The 18,957-nt window shown below is 53.4% G+C and carries 12 protein-coding genes and 4 pseudogenes; 9 read left to right on the top strand and 7 right to left on the bottom strand.

All coding sequences use genetic code 11. The annotated features are described in order from the left end of the window. Positions 1 to 7: 7 nt before the first annotated feature. Positions 8 to 1,930, bottom strand: coding sequence for a DUF3604 domain-containing protein (locus J7380_RS05495; protein ID WP_209194840.1), 1,923 nt, complete (start codon positions 1,928 to 1,930; stop codon positions 8 to 10). 290 nt (positions 1,931 to 2,220) lie between these two features. Further along, the gene (locus J7380_RS05490) at positions 2,221 to 3,105 is read right to left on the bottom strand and encodes a LysR substrate-binding domain-containing protein (protein WP_209194839.1); all 885 of its coding nucleotides are present in this window, start codon (positions 3,103 to 3,105) and stop codon (positions 2,221 to 2,223) included. A gap of 199 nt (positions 3,106 to 3,304) precedes the next feature. Here J7380_RS05490 and J7380_RS05485 point away from each other — a divergent pair, with 199 nt between their 5' ends. Continuing rightward, entirely contained in the window at positions 3,305 to 4,447 is a 1,143-nt protein-coding gene (locus J7380_RS05485; RefSeq protein WP_209194838.1) for a hypothetical protein, read from the top strand. 1,364 nt (positions 4,448 to 5,811) lie between these two features. Here J7380_RS05485 and J7380_RS05475 read toward each other — a convergent pair. After that, positions 5,812 to 6,309: pseudogene (locus J7380_RS05475) on the bottom strand (ATP-binding protein); the annotation flags it as partial. Positions 6,310 to 6,853: 544 nt separating this feature from the next. Between J7380_RS05475 and J7380_RS05470 the strand changes: the two are divergent. Next, positions 6,854 to 7,054, top strand: a pseudogene (locus J7380_RS05470) (transposase); the annotation flags it as partial. Positions 7,055 to 7,120: 66 nt separating this feature from the next. Here the strand turns inward: J7380_RS05470 and J7380_RS05465 are convergent. After that, the gene (locus J7380_RS05465; protein WP_209194835.1) at positions 7,121 to 8,854 is read right to left on the bottom strand and encodes a hypothetical protein; all 1,734 of its coding nucleotides are present in this window, start codon (positions 8,852 to 8,854) and stop codon (positions 7,121 to 7,123) included. Between the two features lie 294 nt (positions 8,855 to 9,148). Between J7380_RS05465 and J7380_RS05460 the strand changes: the two genes are divergently transcribed. Both J7380_RS05460 and J7380_RS05455 read left to right on the top strand, forming a co-directional pair. Next, entirely contained in the window at positions 9,149 to 9,385 is a 237-nt protein-coding gene (locus J7380_RS05460) for a hypothetical protein (protein WP_209194834.1), read from the top strand. Between the two features lie 130 nt (positions 9,386 to 9,515). Further along, on the top strand, positions 9,516 to 9,911 hold the full coding sequence (locus J7380_RS05455; protein WP_209194833.1) for a nuclear transport factor 2 family protein: 396 nt from the start codon (positions 9,516 to 9,518) through the stop codon (positions 9,909 to 9,911). Between the two features lie 88 nt (positions 9,912 to 9,999). On the opposite strand, the gene J7380_RS05450 is transcribed toward J7380_RS05455, so the two are convergent. Beyond that, positions 10,000 to 10,917, bottom strand: a complete 918-nt coding sequence (locus tag J7380_RS05450) for a LysR family transcriptional regulator (RefSeq protein WP_209194832.1) — start codon at positions 10,915 to 10,917, stop codon at positions 10,000 to 10,002. A gap of 51 nt (positions 10,918 to 10,968) precedes the next feature. On the opposite strand from J7380_RS05450, the gene J7380_RS05445 reads away from it, so the two are divergent. Continuing rightward, positions 10,969 to 11,883 carry an NAD(P)-binding domain-containing protein gene (locus tag J7380_RS05445; protein ID WP_280635731.1) on the top strand — a complete coding sequence of 305 codons (915 nt, stop codon included), beginning with the start codon at positions 10,969 to 10,971 and terminating at the stop codon, positions 11,881 to 11,883. Between the two features lie 155 nt (positions 11,884 to 12,038). Here J7380_RS05445 and J7380_RS05440 read toward each other — a convergent pair. Together J7380_RS05440 and J7380_RS05435 are read right to left on the bottom strand one after the other, a co-directional pair. Further along, positions 12,039 to 13,421, bottom strand: a pseudogene (locus J7380_RS05440) (IS1182 family transposase). A gap of 166 nt (positions 13,422 to 13,587) precedes the next feature. After that, positions 13,588 to 14,982: a hypothetical protein gene (locus J7380_RS05435; protein WP_209194830.1), complete on the bottom strand. Its 1,395-nt coding sequence runs from the start codon at positions 14,980 to 14,982 to the stop codon at positions 13,588 to 13,590. A gap of 40 nt (positions 14,983 to 15,022) precedes the next feature. Here J7380_RS05435 and J7380_RS05430 point away from each other — a divergent pair, with 40 nt between their 5' ends. The 4 genes and pseudogenes from J7380_RS05430 to J7380_RS05415 all read left to right on the top strand — a co-directional run bounded on the left by J7380_RS05430 (position 15,023) and on the right by J7380_RS05415 (position 18,918). Continuing rightward, entirely contained in the window at positions 15,023 to 15,256 is a 234-nt protein-coding gene (locus tag J7380_RS05430; RefSeq protein ID WP_209194829.1) for a hypothetical protein, read from the top strand. 10 nt (positions 15,257 to 15,266) lie between these two features. Further along, positions 15,267 to 16,733 (top strand): guanitoxin biosynthesis MBL fold metallo-hydrolase GntH, encoded by a 1,467-nt coding sequence (gene gntH / locus J7380_RS05425; RefSeq protein ID WP_209194828.1) that lies wholly within the window; start codon positions 15,267 to 15,269, stop codon positions 16,731 to 16,733. Positions 16,734 to 16,747: 14 nt separating this feature from the next. Continuing rightward, entirely contained in the window at positions 16,748 to 17,728 is a 981-nt protein-coding gene (locus J7380_RS05420; protein WP_209194827.1) for a GTP-binding protein, read from the top strand. A gap of 403 nt (positions 17,729 to 18,131) precedes the next feature. Further along, positions 18,132 to 18,918, top strand: a pseudogene (locus J7380_RS05415) (IS5 family transposase). Positions 18,919 to 18,957: the final 39 nt, after the last annotated feature.

Below are 18,957 nucleotides of genomic sequence, written 5' to 3'. Positions count from 1 at the left end.
CCGAACCTTACGGCGTGTACCAAATGGGTGAGGTATAGGCGCGCTCTTGCGTGACCATTTTCGTGCCTTCAGGCATTTCGGCGCCGAATTTCACGGCGTCATATGCCGTCCAGCGCGGGGTCGGGATTTCGATGACGCGGGCATAGTAAAAGGCGGATTCCTCAGGGTCGAAGTCCGGGTCCGTCCAGACCGCACCCAGTTCCGGGGACCCGATCGTGTTGGTCCAGGATGGAATAGACAGATCAACCGTATTGCCGACCGGTGGTAGCTGGCCGTTTTCGTCCGGGCTGCGGTCTCCGCCCCATGCAACGTCATAGACCTGCTCCATTGCCTCGCCGGTTTCTGCGTCGATCCAGCCCTTTATGATCTGAATGCGGTCAAGGTTGGCACCCATGGGATCGCGCAGCGAGTAAACGAGGAAGTCTGGTGCTTGGCCATTGGCAGGCGCGGCAAGATCACCCCCCATGGGGACCCCGCCAGAGTAACCGATACGCGCCAGATCGCGGCGGGCAAGTACATCGTCAGAATAGTCGCCGCCAAAAAAGCGCACCGTCATGCGGGGGCCGGTCGTTGCATAGGCCTCGCGCCTTTGCATCGCGTCAAAGATTTCGCCCCGCGTGTTCTCGCGCGCCCAAACCGCCGTCATTCCAGCAGAGCTGTATGCAGAACTGTAATATGCGGCTTCGCCATCTGCAAAGGTGCGCGCGACGTGGTTGGCGCGCTCGGCGTTCGGTTCATAGGCGGCGAATTTCCCAAAGAAGTTATCATCTGCCACAGTCGATAAACCCGTATGGGTGTCAGTCGCGGCACTTGCGCCAAATTTATAGGGGTTCACGCCAAGCTCTGCCTGCATTGCCAAACCACGCAAAAGGCCCGACCGCGCGTATTCCCCGGGCAGCATGTCGGGTGTCTTACGTTCGCTGACGTCAAGATTGGCCCAGTCCCAAGTCTCATAGTCCGCAAACTCATCATCGGGCGACAGGAAAGGATGGGCTTCGCCGTCGCCTTTGAACTGTGTCCATTCGTAAAGCGGCTCCCATTTCTGTCGGGCGCGTGCATATTCCGCGTCCAGCGCGGGTGTACCTTCGGCAAAATCATCCACCAAAGAGAACATCCAGCCATTAGACAGGTTGCCGTTATGTGCAATCGCCAGCGCGTCACCGCCTGTTGTGTCCTCGTAAGTCTGCAACCAGGCATAAAGGTCACGCGGGTTTGGCGATCCCATGGGCGGTGTGGTGGTATAAGGCACAAGTTGCCGCGTTCTGTCCGGCCCGTCCCGCAGGATGACATTGCGGTGCAGGTTGTTGCCGCTCACAAGCGATGTCCATTCAAAGGCGGCAAATGTGGTGAAGACGCCTGGCTGGTTGAATTCTTCAGCAATGTTCACCAGATCATCCCATACCCGCTCATAAGCAGGGTTACCCGGCTGATAGTTGAGTGCCGAACTGAGCGTACCTTGCGCAAAACTTGCGGTAAGTTCCGCCGATGCGCGCAGCGCGACTTCGCCGCCCGCGTTAAAGGCTTCGTGATACTTGCGCCCTTGTTCATCCGCCATGATGTTCGGCGCGCCGGAAAGAATATCCGTGATCGCACCCATTCCGTCAGAGTGGTCGGTGATCATGTAAAAATCGAAAGGACGAGACAGCTTAACTGGCTGACCCGTGTTTGAGATGACTTGCTCGCCACGCGCAAACCGATAGGCGTCGCGCGGCATCAGCCGGGTGCCGCCGCCGCCAGCATCCGCAGACAGCGCTGTATGAACGTGGGTGTCGCCGAACAGCACGCGTTCGGGATAGGCGCGGTCCGCGTAAGGAGAATATGGCGTGCCTTTCAAAACACTTGAGGACGCTTCAGGGGGCGCCTCTTGTGCGACCAACGGCCCAGAGAGATACAAAGACACAACTGCGGTGGTCAGAACGAAGTATTTCAAATTTTGTCCCCCTCACGATCAATTTCTTTAGCGCTATGCGTTTGTGTTCACTCAAAATTTGGCGGTCGTAAAACTGTTGAGTGACCGCGGCCAGTTAAACATCGACCCTTCTGAAATAAGGATGATGCGACTGACCAATTCTGTCCAATACAGATTTTGCGCGGTTCTATTCCGTTTGGTTATTGTCGCGCTCCGACAAACAGTCGACAACCGTGAGTACGCGTCACGAGGCCATGTGCAAAACAGGACATCCGATTAGAATTATTGCGTCGGCCTACAGGCTGTTAAGATCAGGCTTCCCGCACGTTCTGTTCCTCGAAGCAATCTTGCATGAGCTTTACAAGTTCTGATTTCTGTCTTGGCGGGAACAACAGCAGGGTTCTGATGATGACCGAAGGTACCATTGGTCGAGTGACAAGGCCACGTTCGACAAACCCTATTGTGGCGAACGGGTGAACGATACCACAACCTGCACCCCCTAAAGCCAGCGCGCAAATTGTTGCGGAATACGAAGTCTCAGCCACGACCTTCGGGGTCACGTTGTGCTTGGCAAAAAGCGCTTCGACATCTCGTCTTGTGGTATCCTCTGGCGCCAATGAGATAAAATCGACGTTTTGCAAGTCGGATGGCGCAATAACATCGCGCAACACCAAAGGGTGCTCTGGCGGCAGCGCGACAACCGCGGGTGCGTCGTTGAACTTAACGGCTTCAACACCTGAAACATCTACTTCATCAGCGACAAGCGCAATGTCGACCTGGTTTGCCGCAACCATATCTCGGATCGTCGATGACGACGCAACGTGGAGTGTAATGGCGACTCCCGGCGCTTTTTTCTTGAACGCATTTACAGCGGCCGGAACAAAACTCGTAGACAAAGCAGACCGACTGCCAACGCGTATGTCGCCCGATCCATAGTCTCGAATTCGCGCTGCCGCACTGCGGAGTTTTGCGATCCCAACAAAGGCAGCCTGAACTTCGCGAAAATAAAGCTGGCCTTCGGCAGTGGGGACCAAGCGACCTTTTTCTCGGTCGAAAAGTTTGAACTCAATGGATCGCTCCAAAGCCGAAATTGCTTTGCTGACCGCTGGTTGCGAAAGCCCGAGGACTTCCGCAGCACGGGCAGTCGTGCCATAGGTCATGACGGCCTGAAAAGCTTCTACTTGGCGAATATCCATGGCCACCGCATTCCCTTTTGGCATACGCTATTCCAAATTTTTCTAAAATGGAATTGCCTGATGAGACGATTGCGTGCTTTAAACGTTTAGAAACCTGTCGGGCCGCCAGGCTTGATCCAGATACTTTGACCGGTGTTGTTCAAATCTATCCGGGCAATGGTTCGACGCATTCATCGGTACAGGATCGGAGGCGCTTCAAGTGCTCAACCAAACCGTTTCACTTTGGGGGCCTGACGGTCTTCTCGGCACTCTCCAGGGGTGTTTGATCCGGTTCTCGAGTTTGATCCTATTTGTCGTTGGCGCATTTCTGGTGACAATTTCCCACCCTCGACCTGCGCACGCCTGCCCGGTTTGCGTCACGTTACCAGACGCATCGCTTGCTGATCACTTGATCGGGGCCGAGATCATCGTGTTGGCTGCGCCGTCCGCTAACAATCCTTTCAGTTTTGCGCCCATAAAGCTGATCAAAGGTTCCGAACAGGAGCTTGAACGGGCACCCGAAATTCCTTTTCTAATTGATAGCACGACGCGGGCGGCCTTTCGCACTGATCCGCAAATGAGCATTCTTTTTACCTACGGAGCTGTCGATAAAGATGCGGCGGGCCGCAGTTATTCGCGCAGTTGGAAGAGAATTTTCACACTGACACCCGAAAGAGAGCAGTTTCTGAAAAGCCTTGAAGCTGCCTCCAAAATCTGGCGAACCAGCGACCCAAATTCTCCTGAGCGCGTTGCGTTTTTTGTTAACCACATAACCGCCAATGACCCCGTATTACGCGACACTGCATTGATCGAGATGGATCGCGCGCCGTATTCTGTGGTCCAGTCACTTCGCCCAAAGGTGCCAAAAGATCAGCTGCTGAACGAGTTTCGCAATGTTTACCGTATCAGTTTTGTTCCTGTCTCAATTCGACTGTTGGGTCTGCAGACAGGAGATGCCGAGGCGGTTTCAGTCGTTAGGTCTCGGTACCCACGCGCCCTGCGTTCCAGTGGAGGTTACGTATACGAATGGGCGCTGGCCGGGATCGAAGTGGATCGATCGCATGCAGTGAAAGCTATCGATGATGCGCTGCGTATGAGGAACCGGAACCTGGAAAACAATCGGAATCTTGTTCGGGCCTTGGTGGATGGCGGTACGGCTCTCCCAAGTCTACGAGACCAAATTGTTGAAGTGTTTTCCAGAGAATTGAATAGCGGCAGCGACTTGGCTTTGGATATCGCGATCGCGGCCCGCAACTGGAATGTTTCAGAATTGGATGAGCAACTCTTGGCGGTACTGGAGAACGATGACACTGATCCAGTGACCCGGTTTGTCATTGAAACCAAGATCGCCTCAAATGAATGAGGCCCGCGACCCCGGGATCGTCGAAAACGTGCTTTGTGATCGCCACGGTCTGCAGCTTGACCAATCGGACAGATGCCCGACGCGAGTTGGGCTTTTTAGACCAAGTGCTTCACTTCAATGTCGTCCAGTGTGGCAGGCCTGAAGCAAAGGCCTTGATCCGAATGTCCGGTTTCAAGGAGACGACGATCCATTTTGCGCTGCGGCGAAAGTCTGCTTCCCGCCCATTCCGTTAAGAAACAACGCATTGCTGTCGCAGAAAGAGGGGCCCGAACCAAGCGTGAGTGCGTGCTCAATCTTTCCGTGTTTGCTGCCGTGAAGGAAAGATCTTGGCCACTTTACGGAGGTTCTGAGCGGTGACGGCGAGGCGGAATTCGTCGTTTGCGCCGCATGGGCCATGTAATCGGAGGCGTCCCAGTCGGTCCGTCGCCTTGAGTTTTGGGACAGAAGGCGGCCGGAGCTAAAAGAGGATCGGCCCATCTGTTTGGTCTAAGAAACCGCCAGACACTCACTCAATTTGCAACTTTGGCCAAGTTACTAAGGCAATTTTCTGTTGCGGATACAAACCGGGATACAAAAATTCGAACTTGACCCCATATTCTCTCCATTTTACATATATAACGATATATATCAAGGACTTAGTATGGCATCCTACCACCCCAGCCAGTTCATCAGTGTGCCGTCCGGTGTGAATCGCGACTTGTCCGGCTAGAAAGCCAACTTTTGTCGACCAAGAACGCAACTTTCAACGAATTCAGCGCAACGGATAGTGACTTCTCAGGCTAGTTGGCCGATTTGATCGTTTCCAAAAACCACCGCAGCACATGCGGCCCGGCGGTTTGGAATTCGGCACCTGGGGCGGAAACCGGACATTCTCTGCATCCGCGAAGGCTCTATACTGACATGTAAAAGCAGACGTTCAAAAGTTGCTAGCTCGGCCCCTCAAAGACATCCGTCATCAGCCCTTTGACTTGGATGCCCAAACAAAATTGATCTGGCCCGATCTAACTAAGCTGCTTATGCATCGTCACCAGCAAGAAACTTAGGTGGCAAGAAATTGATTTGGAGCACTGTATGCCCTTCGTAACAGTTGATGGCGATGATATCGGGCGGAGACTTGCCGCGTGCTATCTTTCCAACGATGTTGGAGCACTAGTATCGACAAAGGAGCTCGTTGAACTAAAAACGCAACAGATTTCGCGGTTACTGACTGATATCGGTTATGTCAACGGCGGTGAGAAAGTTGGCCACGGGGCGGAGCAAAAGTCGTCCACTGCTTGGGTGGCCGACGCCTTGGCAAACGCGCTCCCAAATAGCTGGCGGTTGCCAAGGCGTCTTGGTCCGTCAGGACCAATCTTTTCTGTGTTTTAGGAGTTCTGCCGAGCCCTGCTCTGTGCTAGGCGACAGCTTTCTCCGTTCATCTCCAGAATGCTGACGTGGTGGGTCAGCCGGTCGAGCAAGGCGCCAGTGAGGCGCTCCGATCTGAATATTTCGGTCCATTCATCGAACGGCAGGTTCGAGGTGATCAGGAGCTTCTGTTTCACCAGTTGCTTTTGCCGCCGCAGGAGCTGGCGCTCGTCGCGGGCCTCCATCAATTCGTGGACGATAGCGGCAGCGGTCGTGAAGCGAACCGCCTGGCCTTTCTGGCAGGCGGCCAGACCGAGGCCGAGCGCCACGTGGGTCTTACCAGTGCCGTTGGGGCCGAGAGCGATGACGTTCTCTCCGCGGTCGATCCATTCACCACGCGCCAACTCAAGGACCTGCATCTTGTTCAAAGAAGGGATCGCGGCAAAATCGAAGCTATCAAGGCTCTTGGTCGCCGGGAATTTCGCGACCTTGATCCGGCGTTCGATCATCCGCCGTTCGCCTCCTCATACGGAGAATGGATGTCCACCTCAGAGACTAAGCCCAACTCCGCAGCCTTGGCGCATGTCTGGCGCCAAGTCAGTTCCATTGTGGATGGTGGCGCGTCCCTAGCCTCATCAGGATGTCTGGGGTTCGCAAATGTAGATCTTCGAATAGCTTCGAGATTGGCACGCAAGCCCTTTGTAGGAACCGGATAGATGAATGTGGTTTCCTCGGAAGCTAAGGCAGGCTCAATCTGATCGGGCTGCGTCTGGATGAACTCTGAAAACCTGTTTCCGATGATAGGGACTTCACCGACAATCATGCCTGAGGGGTCAGTATTCTCTGCCAGCCATCGCGCCAGTGCTCTCCGCCCCCACAGCCCGGCTGCCTTTCGGATCAACGGATGAGTTCCATCCGAAACATCCGGATACCTCGCGAGTATATCTTCGATTTGAAACGCCGCGAGCCCCGTATCCCAACGCATGATATGCACACGACGTCCCAAGGAGATCGCAATGGATATCTGCTGACGCAACAGGAATGACTTTCCAGATGCTGGTGATACGCGCTTGCATCCCCGGTCGAAAGCAACGCAAGACGCCGGTCAAATACGACAAACGCCGATACAAACGGCGTAACTGGATTGAGATCATGTTTGGCAGGCTCAAGGATTGGAGGCGCGTGGCGACACGCTACGACCGTTGCCCAAAGGTCTTCCTATCAGCCATCACACTCGCGGAAACCGTCATATACTGGTTATGAATTCCGACCCTAGGCGCAGCCAGCATCTAAAAGCGCGAAGCTGCCACTTTCAACAGATTTTTGTTTCTAGCCCTTAAACCAGTGCTGGCAAACAGAATCGGCGTTGGGGGGCGAGCAAACCGATTTTAAATGAGATTTTGACTCTGACGCTAGCATCATGAGGGCAGAGTATGACCCCTTCTTGGAAAATAATACTTCAACCCACATTTCTCCATGGCCATTGGACTTCAAAGTTTCATCCAGAAAGGTCTTCATTTCAGCCAACCGCTCGTCTTTGAAGAAATGGATGCTCCAAAAGAGAACGGGGCAGGTTTCGGGGTCTCCAGCCACGCGCAAGACATGGTTTTTTAGCGCGAGCATTTCAGACGCAATATTTGATTGCTGGCGCGGTATTTTCAACCATTCTCTTTGTGCATTTGGATTTAAGTAGAAGCCGTAAAATCGTTCCGGGTCGTCTTCCGAAAAATGCTTTTGTTCAAACCATGAAATCGGAATTTTCGAAGACGAACAGCTGTCCAGAGATGCGATGTAATGTGCTGATCGTTTCCATGGTTCCTTCAGAGGTGTGCTCCCGAACATGTTGTATGCGGTCACAATGATCAACGCAGTCGATAAAGCCAAGGTTGTTGTGATTTCAAGTACCGGTGGAGTGTCGCGCAGGGAGATCATGCGGTAAATCCATTCCATGAAATAAGCGACGGAAATCCAAAGTATCGGCGCAAAAATGAGAAAGAGCCGAAACGAAAACACGGGCACAAAAAGAATAGAAACGATAATTCCAAAAACAACCGTTAACGCAATTACGGAAAATACGAATAAAACCCCCGAAGATAGATCTGGAGTAAAAGTTGATTTGAGTGACGCCATATCCCTAGATTTTGCAATCAAAATTGTAGTCAGGCAAATGACTAGAGCAAAGATCGCGACCACCATTGGCGAGCCCGATATGTTTACTCCCCGCGCGATGTGTTCCAAGATAAATGGCACGCTGGCTTCGAACCAAGTGTTCTGTACGTCAACGACAATTTTAGGCATGTGCCAAATCACAAGGCAGATTGCAAAGACTAAAACCGCAACTCCTGAGCAGGTAACCATAACCCGTTGTGACCAATTAGAGCAGCTTAAAAGTAAAACTCCAAAAATCGCCCCGGATAGTAAAATCGAATAATAGTGAATAAAAACCGTCAATATGGAAGTGACAGTTAACGCGCAGAGCCAAACAGCAAAAGGCAGGTTGTCTGAAAAGCTTCGACGACACCGAAGGCCGCTTAATATTGCAATCGCGACAAGGCAATAAACGATCCCGTAAGAGCGGGCCTCATCAGCAAAATACCACCAGTTCCACGAAGTGACTGCAATTGCAACGGATACCAAGCGGGCTTGCCACCTGACAGTCGGGAGTGGGGCTAGATACACCAGGACAAGCGCTATTGTCGCAGTTAGCGCGGAAAAGCCGCGCGCGACGGTCACGAACTCACCGTCTACTGCGCGCAAAACCGTCCAGAGGATAATGTAGTACCCAGGGGGGTGGCCATCTTCGGTCGCGCGCGCAAGCAAACTATCGAAATTCGCCAGCTTTGGGTCGGCAAAATATGCAGTGAACAGCTCGTCCGTCCACAAAGAGGCGTGCTCCAGCCCTGAAAACGCCCGCAACACTGAAAGAAAAACGATTGAAAGGCTGACAAAGCAAAGTAATCTCATTATCTTTGACGCGTTTCGTATGCGACCCAATGCCAACTCTTGATACAAGCGAAATGGCCTTGAATACTGTTTCCAATCTATATGAATTAGAGAGAACATTCCGAGCAATCCGGCGTCAAGCCCGAGCTAAATAATCCCGTTGAGTGTTGGACATTTGCAGCAAATCCAGCTGCTCGCGCCCTGTCCCTTGTCGGATCGTTTCGGTGATTAGCAGTTGTATCGTAGTCGGAGGCATAGGCGTTCAAGTACCTGTGAGAGCTCAGCTATCCGGTTGGTGTATCTGGATAGCCTGTTGGCGGAACGCTTCCATTGTTGGTGCGGTCATCAGGCATGAACAGCTCTGTCGCCGCACGGGGGGCTACATCATCGATTTTGGCGGATTTTGCAAAATGAGTGGTAGCCGCCGAAGAATCCCTTGGGTGGACTCAGGGCGCGTTTCTGGACTCCTACGCAGCAAATCGTGCTCGCAGCGATCAGGCCGCAGTTGAGGCCAACCCGGTCGCACTGGCAATTCTGTCACTGATGGATGGGCGTCAGCATTGGAGCGGCACCGCCACTGACCTGAGGCAGGTTCTGCGGGACCGCTTTCCCGAAAGCTGCCGTTCGTTCAAAACGCAGAAATTTCAATGAGCGGATGGCCGTGAGACGAACAAACCTGCCATCGTTGAGAAGCGCTGTTAAGCAAACTTGATTGCTTTCAGAGACCCGACTAACGTTTCTGTAACCATATTTTTCGCGATTTTAGGACATGTAGATATAGATGACACCTGATATACAAACCGCCCGCCGCATAGCTCAAGATCACTGCGCTGCTTGGACAAACCGGGCGCCTGGCGATGTCGCCGGAAGATATGCTGAACATACAACAATGATAATGAACGGTGGCGAACCAATGAAGAGCCGGACGGAGATTGGCGACATGGCAGCGGGATTTATGGCTGACTTCCCTGACCTTATTCTAAACCTCGACACGGTTCTCGTCGCCGATCACCACATGGTCTATGCGTGGACTTTCGAAGGCCATCATAAAGAGACTGGCAACCATGTTCGTTTCTCGGGTTGGGAAGAATGGGACTTAGACGACAACCTGAACGTCACCAAATCTCTCGGTTGGTATGATGGTGTGGATTATGAACGCCAAGTTGCGGGAACATGATCATATCCGGCGCCAATTCGCGCCCTGTACGCACAGTCGTATACGGCAAGTCTGACCCAATTTGACTGTATTCGGCGCTCTTTACTGCCTACAGCAAGTGAGAGGGCGTCCATCGGAAAAGACTTTTTTCATATTCGGTAATTGAATTCGAGAGCCACCGCATGAACAGCTTTGCCGCTGGTCGAACCGGGCCCGGCAACGTGACAAGGTAGTAGCCGATCTGCGGTATTGGATCGTCGAACAGCGCCACGAGTTGCCCCGACTTCAACTCGTCAGAAACAAAAGCCGGTACCGTCGCCCCGATACCATCACCGCGCCGGATGCCATCCAGCAGCATATTGCCCGGCACGCGGACAACTCTCCGGTCGGCGTCGGTCGGAATTCCGACTTTTTCTAACCACAGGTCAAACTCGACTGACCCTTGTTCCTGAAGAAGCGTGAAATCAAGCAACTCTGTAGGGTTCGTGAGCACCCGGTTTCCGACTAGTTCGCGGGACGCGACGACCGTCAGACAGCCTGGCAGCAGCATCTGCGAGACAAGCCCCGGCCAGTTACCCGTTCCGTATCGGATGGCCATATCAATTCCGCCCGGCTTGAGGTCGACAGCCTGGATCGTTGAATCGATCCTCAATTCGATATTGGGGAATTCGTCAATAAACGTCGACAGACGCGGCATGAGGAACGCGCTTGAAAACATCGGAGTCGCGCTGACCACTAACGGTCGAACCGACTCTGCACTCGACACGCTCTCGGTCACGGAGGCCATTTCAGCGAAGGCTTCAAGCAGGCCAGCTGACAGGAATTCGCCTTGCGATGTCAGAGAAATGCCATGTCGGGTACGTGTGATAAGCCGAGTGTCGAGATGTTGTTCGAGCCCGCGGATTTGCTGGCTGATTGCGGAATGGGTCACGTTCAGTGCCTCTGCCGCCCGGGTCAGATTTCGAAACTCGGCAGCGGCGGCGAAGGCTCTGAGAGATGTCAAAGAGGGAAGTGTGCGCCAATCCATAAGTAAGATCATCTAACAATATAGAAAAATTTACAACTATGTGATCCCCAGATGCTGGCGCATGCTGGCGCAGTAATTCATTGGCGAACACCGGAGACAAACATCATGAAAATTGCTGTTTTGGGACTGGGCAATATGGGCTCAGCACTGGCGCATTGCCTGCTCAGGGCAGGCCACGAAGTCAGCGTTTGGAACCGCACATCGGAAAAGGCAGAAGTTTTTGCTGAGGCTGGAGCCACGATCTGCTCTTCACCGAATGATGCGATTGCGGCTTCTGAATTTGTCATCATCTGTATCAAGAGCCACAAGGAAACTGTTGAACTGGTCAACGGACTGAGTGTTTCGCTACAGGGTAAGACCGTCTGTGACATGAGCACGGGCGATACCTCGGATGCCGATAGACTGGTCGCCATCCTTGAGGGACAGGGGGCTGGCTACATGCTGGGCATGATCAATGCCTACCCTTCCGGCATTGGTGGTGACGAAACCACAATCCTTACGGTGGGCAGTGCCGGAACCTGGGACCGCTATGGCAGTATCATCAGAGAATTGGGTGGAAAGTCCGCCCATGTTGGAGAGAAACCAACGGCACTTGCCGCGCTCTTTGCAGGCCTCTTCACGGTTAGACAGGGGTTCATGTTCGGAATGATCTACGGTGCACTTGTCTGCCAAAAAGCGGGCATCCCGATGCAGGTTTATGCCGACCAACTCCCTGCCACGATCAAATTGGTCAATGACTACCATGACCTTTTTGCCAGAACTGTTCCGACCGAAGATTACGACAATGCCGAAGCCTCGTTGAAAGTTTACGCGATGGCGCAAGAGGATGCTTTGAAGACCTATCTCTCACTTAATGCACCCGCTGATTTCATCCAGTTGATGCATGACCGCACCAAAACGGCTTGGCACGATGGCCACGGCGACAGACAGCTGACCTCACTGGTCCAGCATATGACGGATGCCTGATGCAAAAAAGGCTCCGGCTAATTGCTGCCATTGCCCGAGGATTAGCGATGCTGCAGTGCGGACCAGTCGATGTTTTTGAAAAACTTGTCATTTTTAGCGGTACCTTCGGGCTTATTGGCCTGATTTCTTGGAGCAATCCGTAGCTATGTCGCTTTCTACCCGACGGCAGGCACCATTGGCTTCAGTTTGGCCAGTTTCCGGAGGTTCTGGGCGGTGGCTGCGAGCGTAAATTCGTCCTGAACGCCACATGGTCCTCGTAATCGGAGCCTGCCTAGCCCGAGGATGCATTTGAGATGGGCGAAGAGCATCTCGACCTTCTTTCGTCGTCTTTGGGCAGTCGGATTGAATTGGGAGGCCACGCATTGCCGAGCAAAATCGCGAACGACTTCGTACTTCTCGCGGCGGATCCGGCGCGTGTCTGTGTTGGGGCAGCATTTGGCTTTTGACGGGCAGTCTCGGCAATCGGATTTGAGTGCGCCGTAGTTCTTCGCTTTCAAGCCCGGCGCATTTCGGGCGGGATCTGAGTAGTTTCGGCGCGTATGCCGCAACTCTTTGCCTTCCGGGCAGATGTATCGATCGTTTTCCTTATCCCAGGTAAAGTCAGATCGTGACCAGGTTCCATCGCTACGTTTTGAGTGATCAAAGGTCGGGATGAACGGGAGGATCTTTCGCTTGAGCGCAAGCCAAACCAGATTGTCTGCTGATCCATATGCGGTGTCTGCAGCGACCCAATCTGGTTTCAATCCAAACCGCTCTTCAGTCCGGTCGATCATTTTGCGCATGGCGCCCACCTCTGCCTGTCGGATCGACCGGCTGGCATCCACATCCATGATGACCCCGTGGTCCGTGTCGATCAGGTAATTGTCAGAATACGCAAAGAAAGCAGGCCCCTTGCGCGCCGCCGTCCACTGGCTGGCGGGATCAGCATGTGCCGTGAACTTGGGCTTTGTCTCGCTGGCCGCACCAAAGGCTGCGTCGTCAAGAACCTCGAGATATTCCCTCACCGCCCGTGGCGCCTCTTCCGGTGCAATACCGCGATCTTGTCAATCTTCTGGGTTGCTGGAGCTCTGTTTCTGGACATCTGCGACGATCAGACTGGCGTCAACGGCAAATCCCTGACCGCTAACCAGTCCCTCTTCGATGCTCCGCGCCACGGTCAACTCAAAAACATGGCGCAATAGGTCGCTCTCGCGGAACCGCCCATGCCTGTTCTTTGAAAAAGTGGAGTGGTCCGGGATGCGATCATTCAGATCAAGGCGGCAAAACCATCTGTATGCGAGATTCAGATGCACCTCTTCGCACAGCCGCCGCTCGGATCGGATGCCAAAGCAGTAGCCAATGAGCAGCATGCGGATCATCAGTTCAGGATCGACCGATGGCCGGCCTGTATGGCTGTAGAAATCAGCAAGGTGTTCTCGAATGGCAGCCAGATCGAGATGGTGATCAATAGACCGTAGAAGGTGATCATCTGGCACATGATCTTCCAACGAGAACTCGTAGAACAGTGCCGCCTGCGCTTCCTGTCTCGGTCCCATCATCGCAAATACTCCCACCCATTGGGAGAATTGAATCAGCAGCTTGCTTCTCGATCAAGGCCGAGTTTTTCAACACAATCAGCCCACTTTAATCGATACTGCGCGATGTCCGAATGACTGCAATGCGCAGAAAGCAGACTTTGCGTCGACAATCATGCGACGAGTTTCATCAGTATCCATTCAGAGTATCCAGGATCGCTTGCCGCGTTGCATCATCATTGTGGAATATCCTGCCGGCAAGAAACTCAGATGGAAACTCCGGCCATGTCTTTCGCATTTCCTTAACTAATCTTTGTGCTTCTTCCGAATGCCCCAACTGGTCGTGCGCAACGGCTTGGAAGAGGAGAGAAGGAGCACTTACAGGTGCACCAGCAGCGGGTGCTCCTTTAAAAGCTTCGACAACTTTTTCGTAGTTCCCAAGCATCAGTTGCGATACACCCCGAATGTTTCGTGCGCCAAAGCGGCCCGATCCTGACCTTGATCTTTCTGGATCGCTAACCTCAGCCGCAAGTTCTGGGGCGCCCGCCATGATGGCGGTGATGCCAACAAGATCCAGAATATGACCATCATTCGGCGCAAGCTCGACCGACAGTCTTGCGTATTTCATAGCCTCGACTGGATTGTTTTGGGTGGCCAATACCCAACCATTTGCACCGTTTGCCCACGCATCAGTGGGAGATAGATCAAGCGCTCTTTCCGACATCTCGGAAGCTTGGCTAAAGAGGTCATCTCTTTGTGCATTATCAGGTGACAGCATGGCCAAAGTCGCCAGGACCTGTGCCGATCCGGCATAACCGTCCGAGAGTGCGGGGTCGAGCTCCGCGGCATGTTGAAACATTCTTAGTGCTATTTGCTGGCGTTTGACGTCAAAAACAGGAAAAAACATGCCTCGGGCCTGATCCGCAAGATTAGCCGCTTGAAGCCTTGTCAAAGACTGCTCACCAAGAGCAGTTCGTTCAGCCTGTTCGATGGATTGAGTTGCGGGCAAAACCGCGCTGTTATCCCGCGTGAACCACAAGCCTGTCACCGCAATCAACACTACGCAACCCAGCCCAATTGGGAGCAGTTGTACCAGACGTCGATTCCCGCCAATCGGATCGCTGTCCTGAGCGGTTGAGTCGTCGCTTCTTGTCTTTGTTGCTTGCGAAAACCGCGGCCTGTATCCGCCGGAATCAACAAAAATTCGAACTCCCTCACCGTCCCATTGATCTTCGTAAAACTCATGCAGCAGTCGCCGCAGCCGTCTGGCTTCGACACGGACAAGGTTTCGACCACCAGTGCCATCAATGCTCCGACCGTAGACTTCGACCGCGATTGCCTTACCCCGGATCTGGGCTCCGCGACCTGCGAGAGTTTCTTCGACCACGTAAGTAAGAAACTGCTGAAGTCGAGGCGAAGCTTGGAACGCGACGCTGGAAACAACGCTCTGAAGTGCTTGTCGGACAAGCTCCGGCGATGGCGGCGCAACATCTTGATCTATCGACAATTCATTAGCTTGGTTCAAAGCAAACTCACCCCCCAACTCACGGTGACTCACTTGGCGCATGCCGTCAACAGCACGCATCTTGATGTGAGAATAGATAGTGGGAACCGGGGATTTTCCAGTGACTTGGGAACTGAGTGACGAGCTTCCAGAGCTTTCCGATGCGCTTTCAGGGCGTATCGAAAAGGATGCGTTGTTTAGCGAGGCAATCGAAGACCTAAAGAAAGTTGCTGCGCTGTTGGATGACACATCGATCACAGCCTCGGAGCGCGCGGAATGGGCCCACATCAGATCCGAACTCGTAAACGAGCTTCGCCGGATGGTGAAGCGCAACCTTCATAACACTCCTAACTGAGGACCTATCCATGACCAAGGAAGACAACGGGAAAGACCTGGAGAACAAACAGGTTCAAACGACAGACCAAATTGAAGACCCCTCGCGACGGAGTGTTCTCAAGGGGTTAGCAACTGGAGCAGCTGCGACGGGTGCGGCTGGGTTTGCGGCAGGAAGTGCCGACGCTCACGAAGGAGACGGCCCACTGGGAGAAACACTCAAGAACCCATACGGTGGTCGACCCGCAGGCGGCATTTCTCTGCCAGAGTACTTCCGTCCAACAAAGTACATGACCGGTTCCAACGCGAACTATTTTCCACTCAGTGAAGAACTCGGCCCAGATGAGATGCGCATCTCATTCTGCGGCTCGACGCCATATCCGCCGCGCGAAGATCAGGCGGGTACTTGTATCATGGTAGAGTTGGGCAATGGAAAACGCTTCTTCTTCGACTTTGGATCTGGCTGTGTACGCAACATCATTGCCATGCAGGTGCCGGGGCAGCTGATCAACGACATCTTCATTTCTCACCTGCATGTCGATCACTATGCCGACATCCCTTACATTTACCCGTTCCGGGCTTGGTCAGGCGGGTATACTCCGCTTCGAATTCACGGCCCGTCCGGTCGGACTCCGGAACTTGGCACAGCCGGGATGGTTAAAGGCATGCAGCAGATGCTCAAATGGCATCTAGAGGCATTCGACGTTTTCCCGATTGGTGACGGCTACGAGATCGAGGTCAACGAGTTCGATTTCAGCCAAGAAGGTGGCATCGTTTATGACCAAGACGGTGTGACTGTTCGGTCCTGGCCGCGCAGCCACGCCAAGGACGGTGCAGTTGGGTATCGGCTCGATTGGAATGGTCTGAGCTTTGTATGGACAGGCGACGGTCGACCGGACGAGCTTTCACGGAAATACGGCGAAGGCGTTGATGTCTTTGTAACCGAAATGTCGGGACAGGATATCGGTCAGTTGATGACCTACAAATACGGCATCCCGCAGGACTTGTTCAACTACACAATCGATACGCACCATACCTCTCATTACGCTGTGGGTAAGCTCTTTGCAGACACACGCCCGCGTCTGGGAATGGTGACCCACTACACACAGGATGAGGATATCGACGCCGAGATGCTGGCGGGTATTCGCGCCCATTACGACGGGCTGTTCCAATGGGGACTCGATGTGGCCGTCGTCAACGTAACCAAGGACGCGATTTGGTACAGGAAAGCTGCGTTGCCCGGTAAATCCGGAACTGTTCCACCATTCCGCGAACTGGCTGCAGCTGCCGAGGCAGGACGTATTGAGCTGCCGGACGAAGTCACGCTACCAAATCCAAGGCTCACGCGTGCTGACCAACAAGATCAGAAATACAGGGATATGGAAATAGATCCGCGGGAATATTACCCGACGGACGTCTTCCGCGAGCCCGGCGGAGATTGGCCACAGGACTTTACCGTCAAGATCTCGGATGTGATCGGCCCGAGAGACACCAAGTAAAGGGACATTGACCAATGATCGAGTTTGGCTCAACTTCTGCAATCCCTGTTACAATCCTTACCGGCTTTCTCGGAGCCGGTAAGACAACCCTTCTGAACCGCATCCTCACCGGCAATCATGGTCTGCGGGTGGCCGTTTTGGTCAATGATTTCGGCTCTATCAATGTGGATGCCGATCTCGTGGTTGGCCTCGAAGATGATGTGATGAGCCTGGCAAACGGGTGTGTATGTTGTTCTATCCGGGATGACCTGATCGAAACGGTCGAAGCGGTGCTCGCACGTCCTGAAAGGCCGGAATACATCGTCCTGGAAGCAAGTGGCGTGTCAGATCCGTCTTCCATCGCTATGACGTTTACGGATCAAAAATTCCGGGACATGATCCGCTTGGACAGCTTGATGTGTTTGGTCGATGCAGAGCAATTGTTTGCTGCGCCGGAACAAATGGAACTTAAGCTCCGTCAAATTGCGTTCTCGGACATGGTTATTTTGAACAAGGTCGACCTCGTCGACAGGGTGGCTGTTCAAAGGGTGCACGATTGGCTTGGGTCTCGCTTCCGTCGATATCGTCTGGTCGAAGCCGTCAACGCAGACGTCCCACTGGATATACTTCTTTCCGTTGGTCGCTTTGCCGCCGAACAGCTAGAAACAGAAGTACCCGATCATCACGAGCATGGACCGGGTTGTGGTTGTCACCGCTCTGATCACTCGGACAGCTTCTCAACAACTATGATGAAAGCTGAAAGCCCAATAAGCTTGTCTTCTCTTCGGAGTGCAATTCGAAAGCTTCCCGGTGATGTCTATCGTCTCAAGGGTTTTGTCTTCAGTGAGGAGGATCCGGATCATCGCATTCTTGTGCAGGTCGTCGGAAAACGCATGGACATTGCAAGGGATGGCGCATGGGGTCACCGAAAGCCCGAAACGAGGCTTGTGGCAATTGGCGCTCCGGGAGCCCTTTCGGAATATGAGCTTTCCGATGCGTTACTGGCAAATGTATAGCGGCAGGCTCGACAAAACTTGTTTGCGTATGTTTCTTAAAGTCCAACACATAACAGCTTGAAAGCCAGCAGCGCCGAAGACCAAATGTGAAGAAACACCCTATTGCTGAAGCAGTTTAGGAAATGGAGCCAAGCGATCAGATTGCTTGCACTTGCCACTGCGATTGCCCTGTCGGGGACGGTTTTCAGCGCGCAGGACGTCTCAAGTCGAGAACTTGAAGATACAGCCCCAGAACTCGGATTGCCGAGTTCTGCCGGAGGACAAGATGCCGAGCTGCTTTCCGCTTTCCATGGGCTCGAGGCGCTACCTCGAGTGGCAAATCTCATTTGCAGAGGTGCTAGGGTCAGGACCCATTGATTTCCGCTTTTCGGCATGATTCACCGTTCGAAAAACGAGAGGTGACATGTCTGACCTTTTCTGGCTGAGCGATGCGCAGATGGCGCGTCTGGAGCCCTGTTTCCCCAAATCGCACGGCAAACCTCGTGTCGATGACCGACGCGTGTTGAGTGGGATTATCTTCATCAATCGCAATGGTTTACGGTGGCGGGATGCGCCCAAGAAGTACGGGCCACACAAGCCCCTTTACAACCGATGGAAACGATGGAGTGACAAAGGCATATTTGCCCAGATGATGGTCGGTCTGGCCGCTGAGCATGGCAAAGAGAAGACGATCGTGATCCCCTCTCGGGACATCACTTCGTGATGCCCAGCCGGGCAGCGGACGCCACCTATCTGAAGGGCCACCGCACAGCGTCCAGTTTGGGCGTCAAAAAGGGGGACGCGGTCGCCTGATTGGCAGAACCAAAGGCGGTATGAATACCATCTGTGACAACAAAGGGCGACCTTTGAACCTCTTTGTTACCGCTGGGCAGGTGAGCGATTACATCGGGGCAAAGGCCCTTTTGAGCAGCCTGCCCAATGTCGACTGGCTGCTCGGAGATCGAGGTTACGACGCCGATTGGTTCAGAGAAGCCCTGAAAGACAAAGGGATACGCGCATGTATCCCAGGTCGGAAGCAACGCAAGGCCACCGTCAAATATAACAAACGCCGCTACAAACGGCGCAATCGGATCGAGATTATGTTCGGCAGGCTCAAGGATTGGCGGCGTGTGGCAACCCGCTATGACAGGTGCCCAAAGGTATTCCTTTCCGCCATCGCTCTCGCAGACACTGTCATATTCTGGCTATGAAACAACAACGTGTCCTGATCCTGAGTGGCAATTCGCTTT

Origin of the sequence: Ruegeria sp. R8_1 (genome assembly GCF_017743815.1) — a bacterium.
Lineage (GTDB): Bacteria > Pseudomonadota > Alphaproteobacteria > Rhodobacterales > Rhodobacteraceae > Ruegeria > Ruegeria lacuscaerulensis_A.
Note: the sequence above shows the minus strand (reverse complement) of the source record. Positions and strands in the feature narration are given on the sequence as shown.

Bases quoted from the DNA above. Each gene is read 5' to 3' on its own strand.
- J7380_RS05465 (WP_209194835.1), bottom strand. From the start codon at position 8,854: ATGTTCTCTCTAATTCATATAGATTGGAAACAGTATTCAAGGCCATTT.
- J7380_RS05420 (WP_209194827.1), top strand. From the start codon at position 16,748: ATGATCGAGTTTGGCTCAACTTCTGCAATCCCTGTTACAATCCTTACC.
- gntH (WP_209194828.1), top strand. From the start codon at position 15,267: ATGACCAAGGAAGACAACGGGAAAGACCTGGAGAACAAACAGGTTCAA.
- J7380_RS05445 (WP_280635731.1), top strand. From the start codon at position 10,969: ATGCTGGCGCATGCTGGCGCAGTAATTCATTGGCGAACACCGGAGACA.
- J7380_RS05435 (WP_209194830.1), bottom strand. From the start codon at position 14,982: ATGCGTGCTGTTGACGGCATGCGCCAAGTGAGTCACCGTGAGTTGGGG.
- J7380_RS05450 (WP_209194832.1), bottom strand. From the start codon at position 10,917: ATGGATTGGCGCACACTTCCCTCTTTGACATCTCTCAGAGCCTTCGCC.
- J7380_RS05455 (WP_209194833.1), top strand. From the start codon at position 9,516: ATGACACCTGATATACAAACCGCCCGCCGCATAGCTCAAGATCACTGC.
- J7380_RS05490 (WP_209194839.1), bottom strand. From the start codon at position 3,105: ATGGATATTCGCCAAGTAGAAGCTTTTCAGGCCGTCATGACCTATGGC.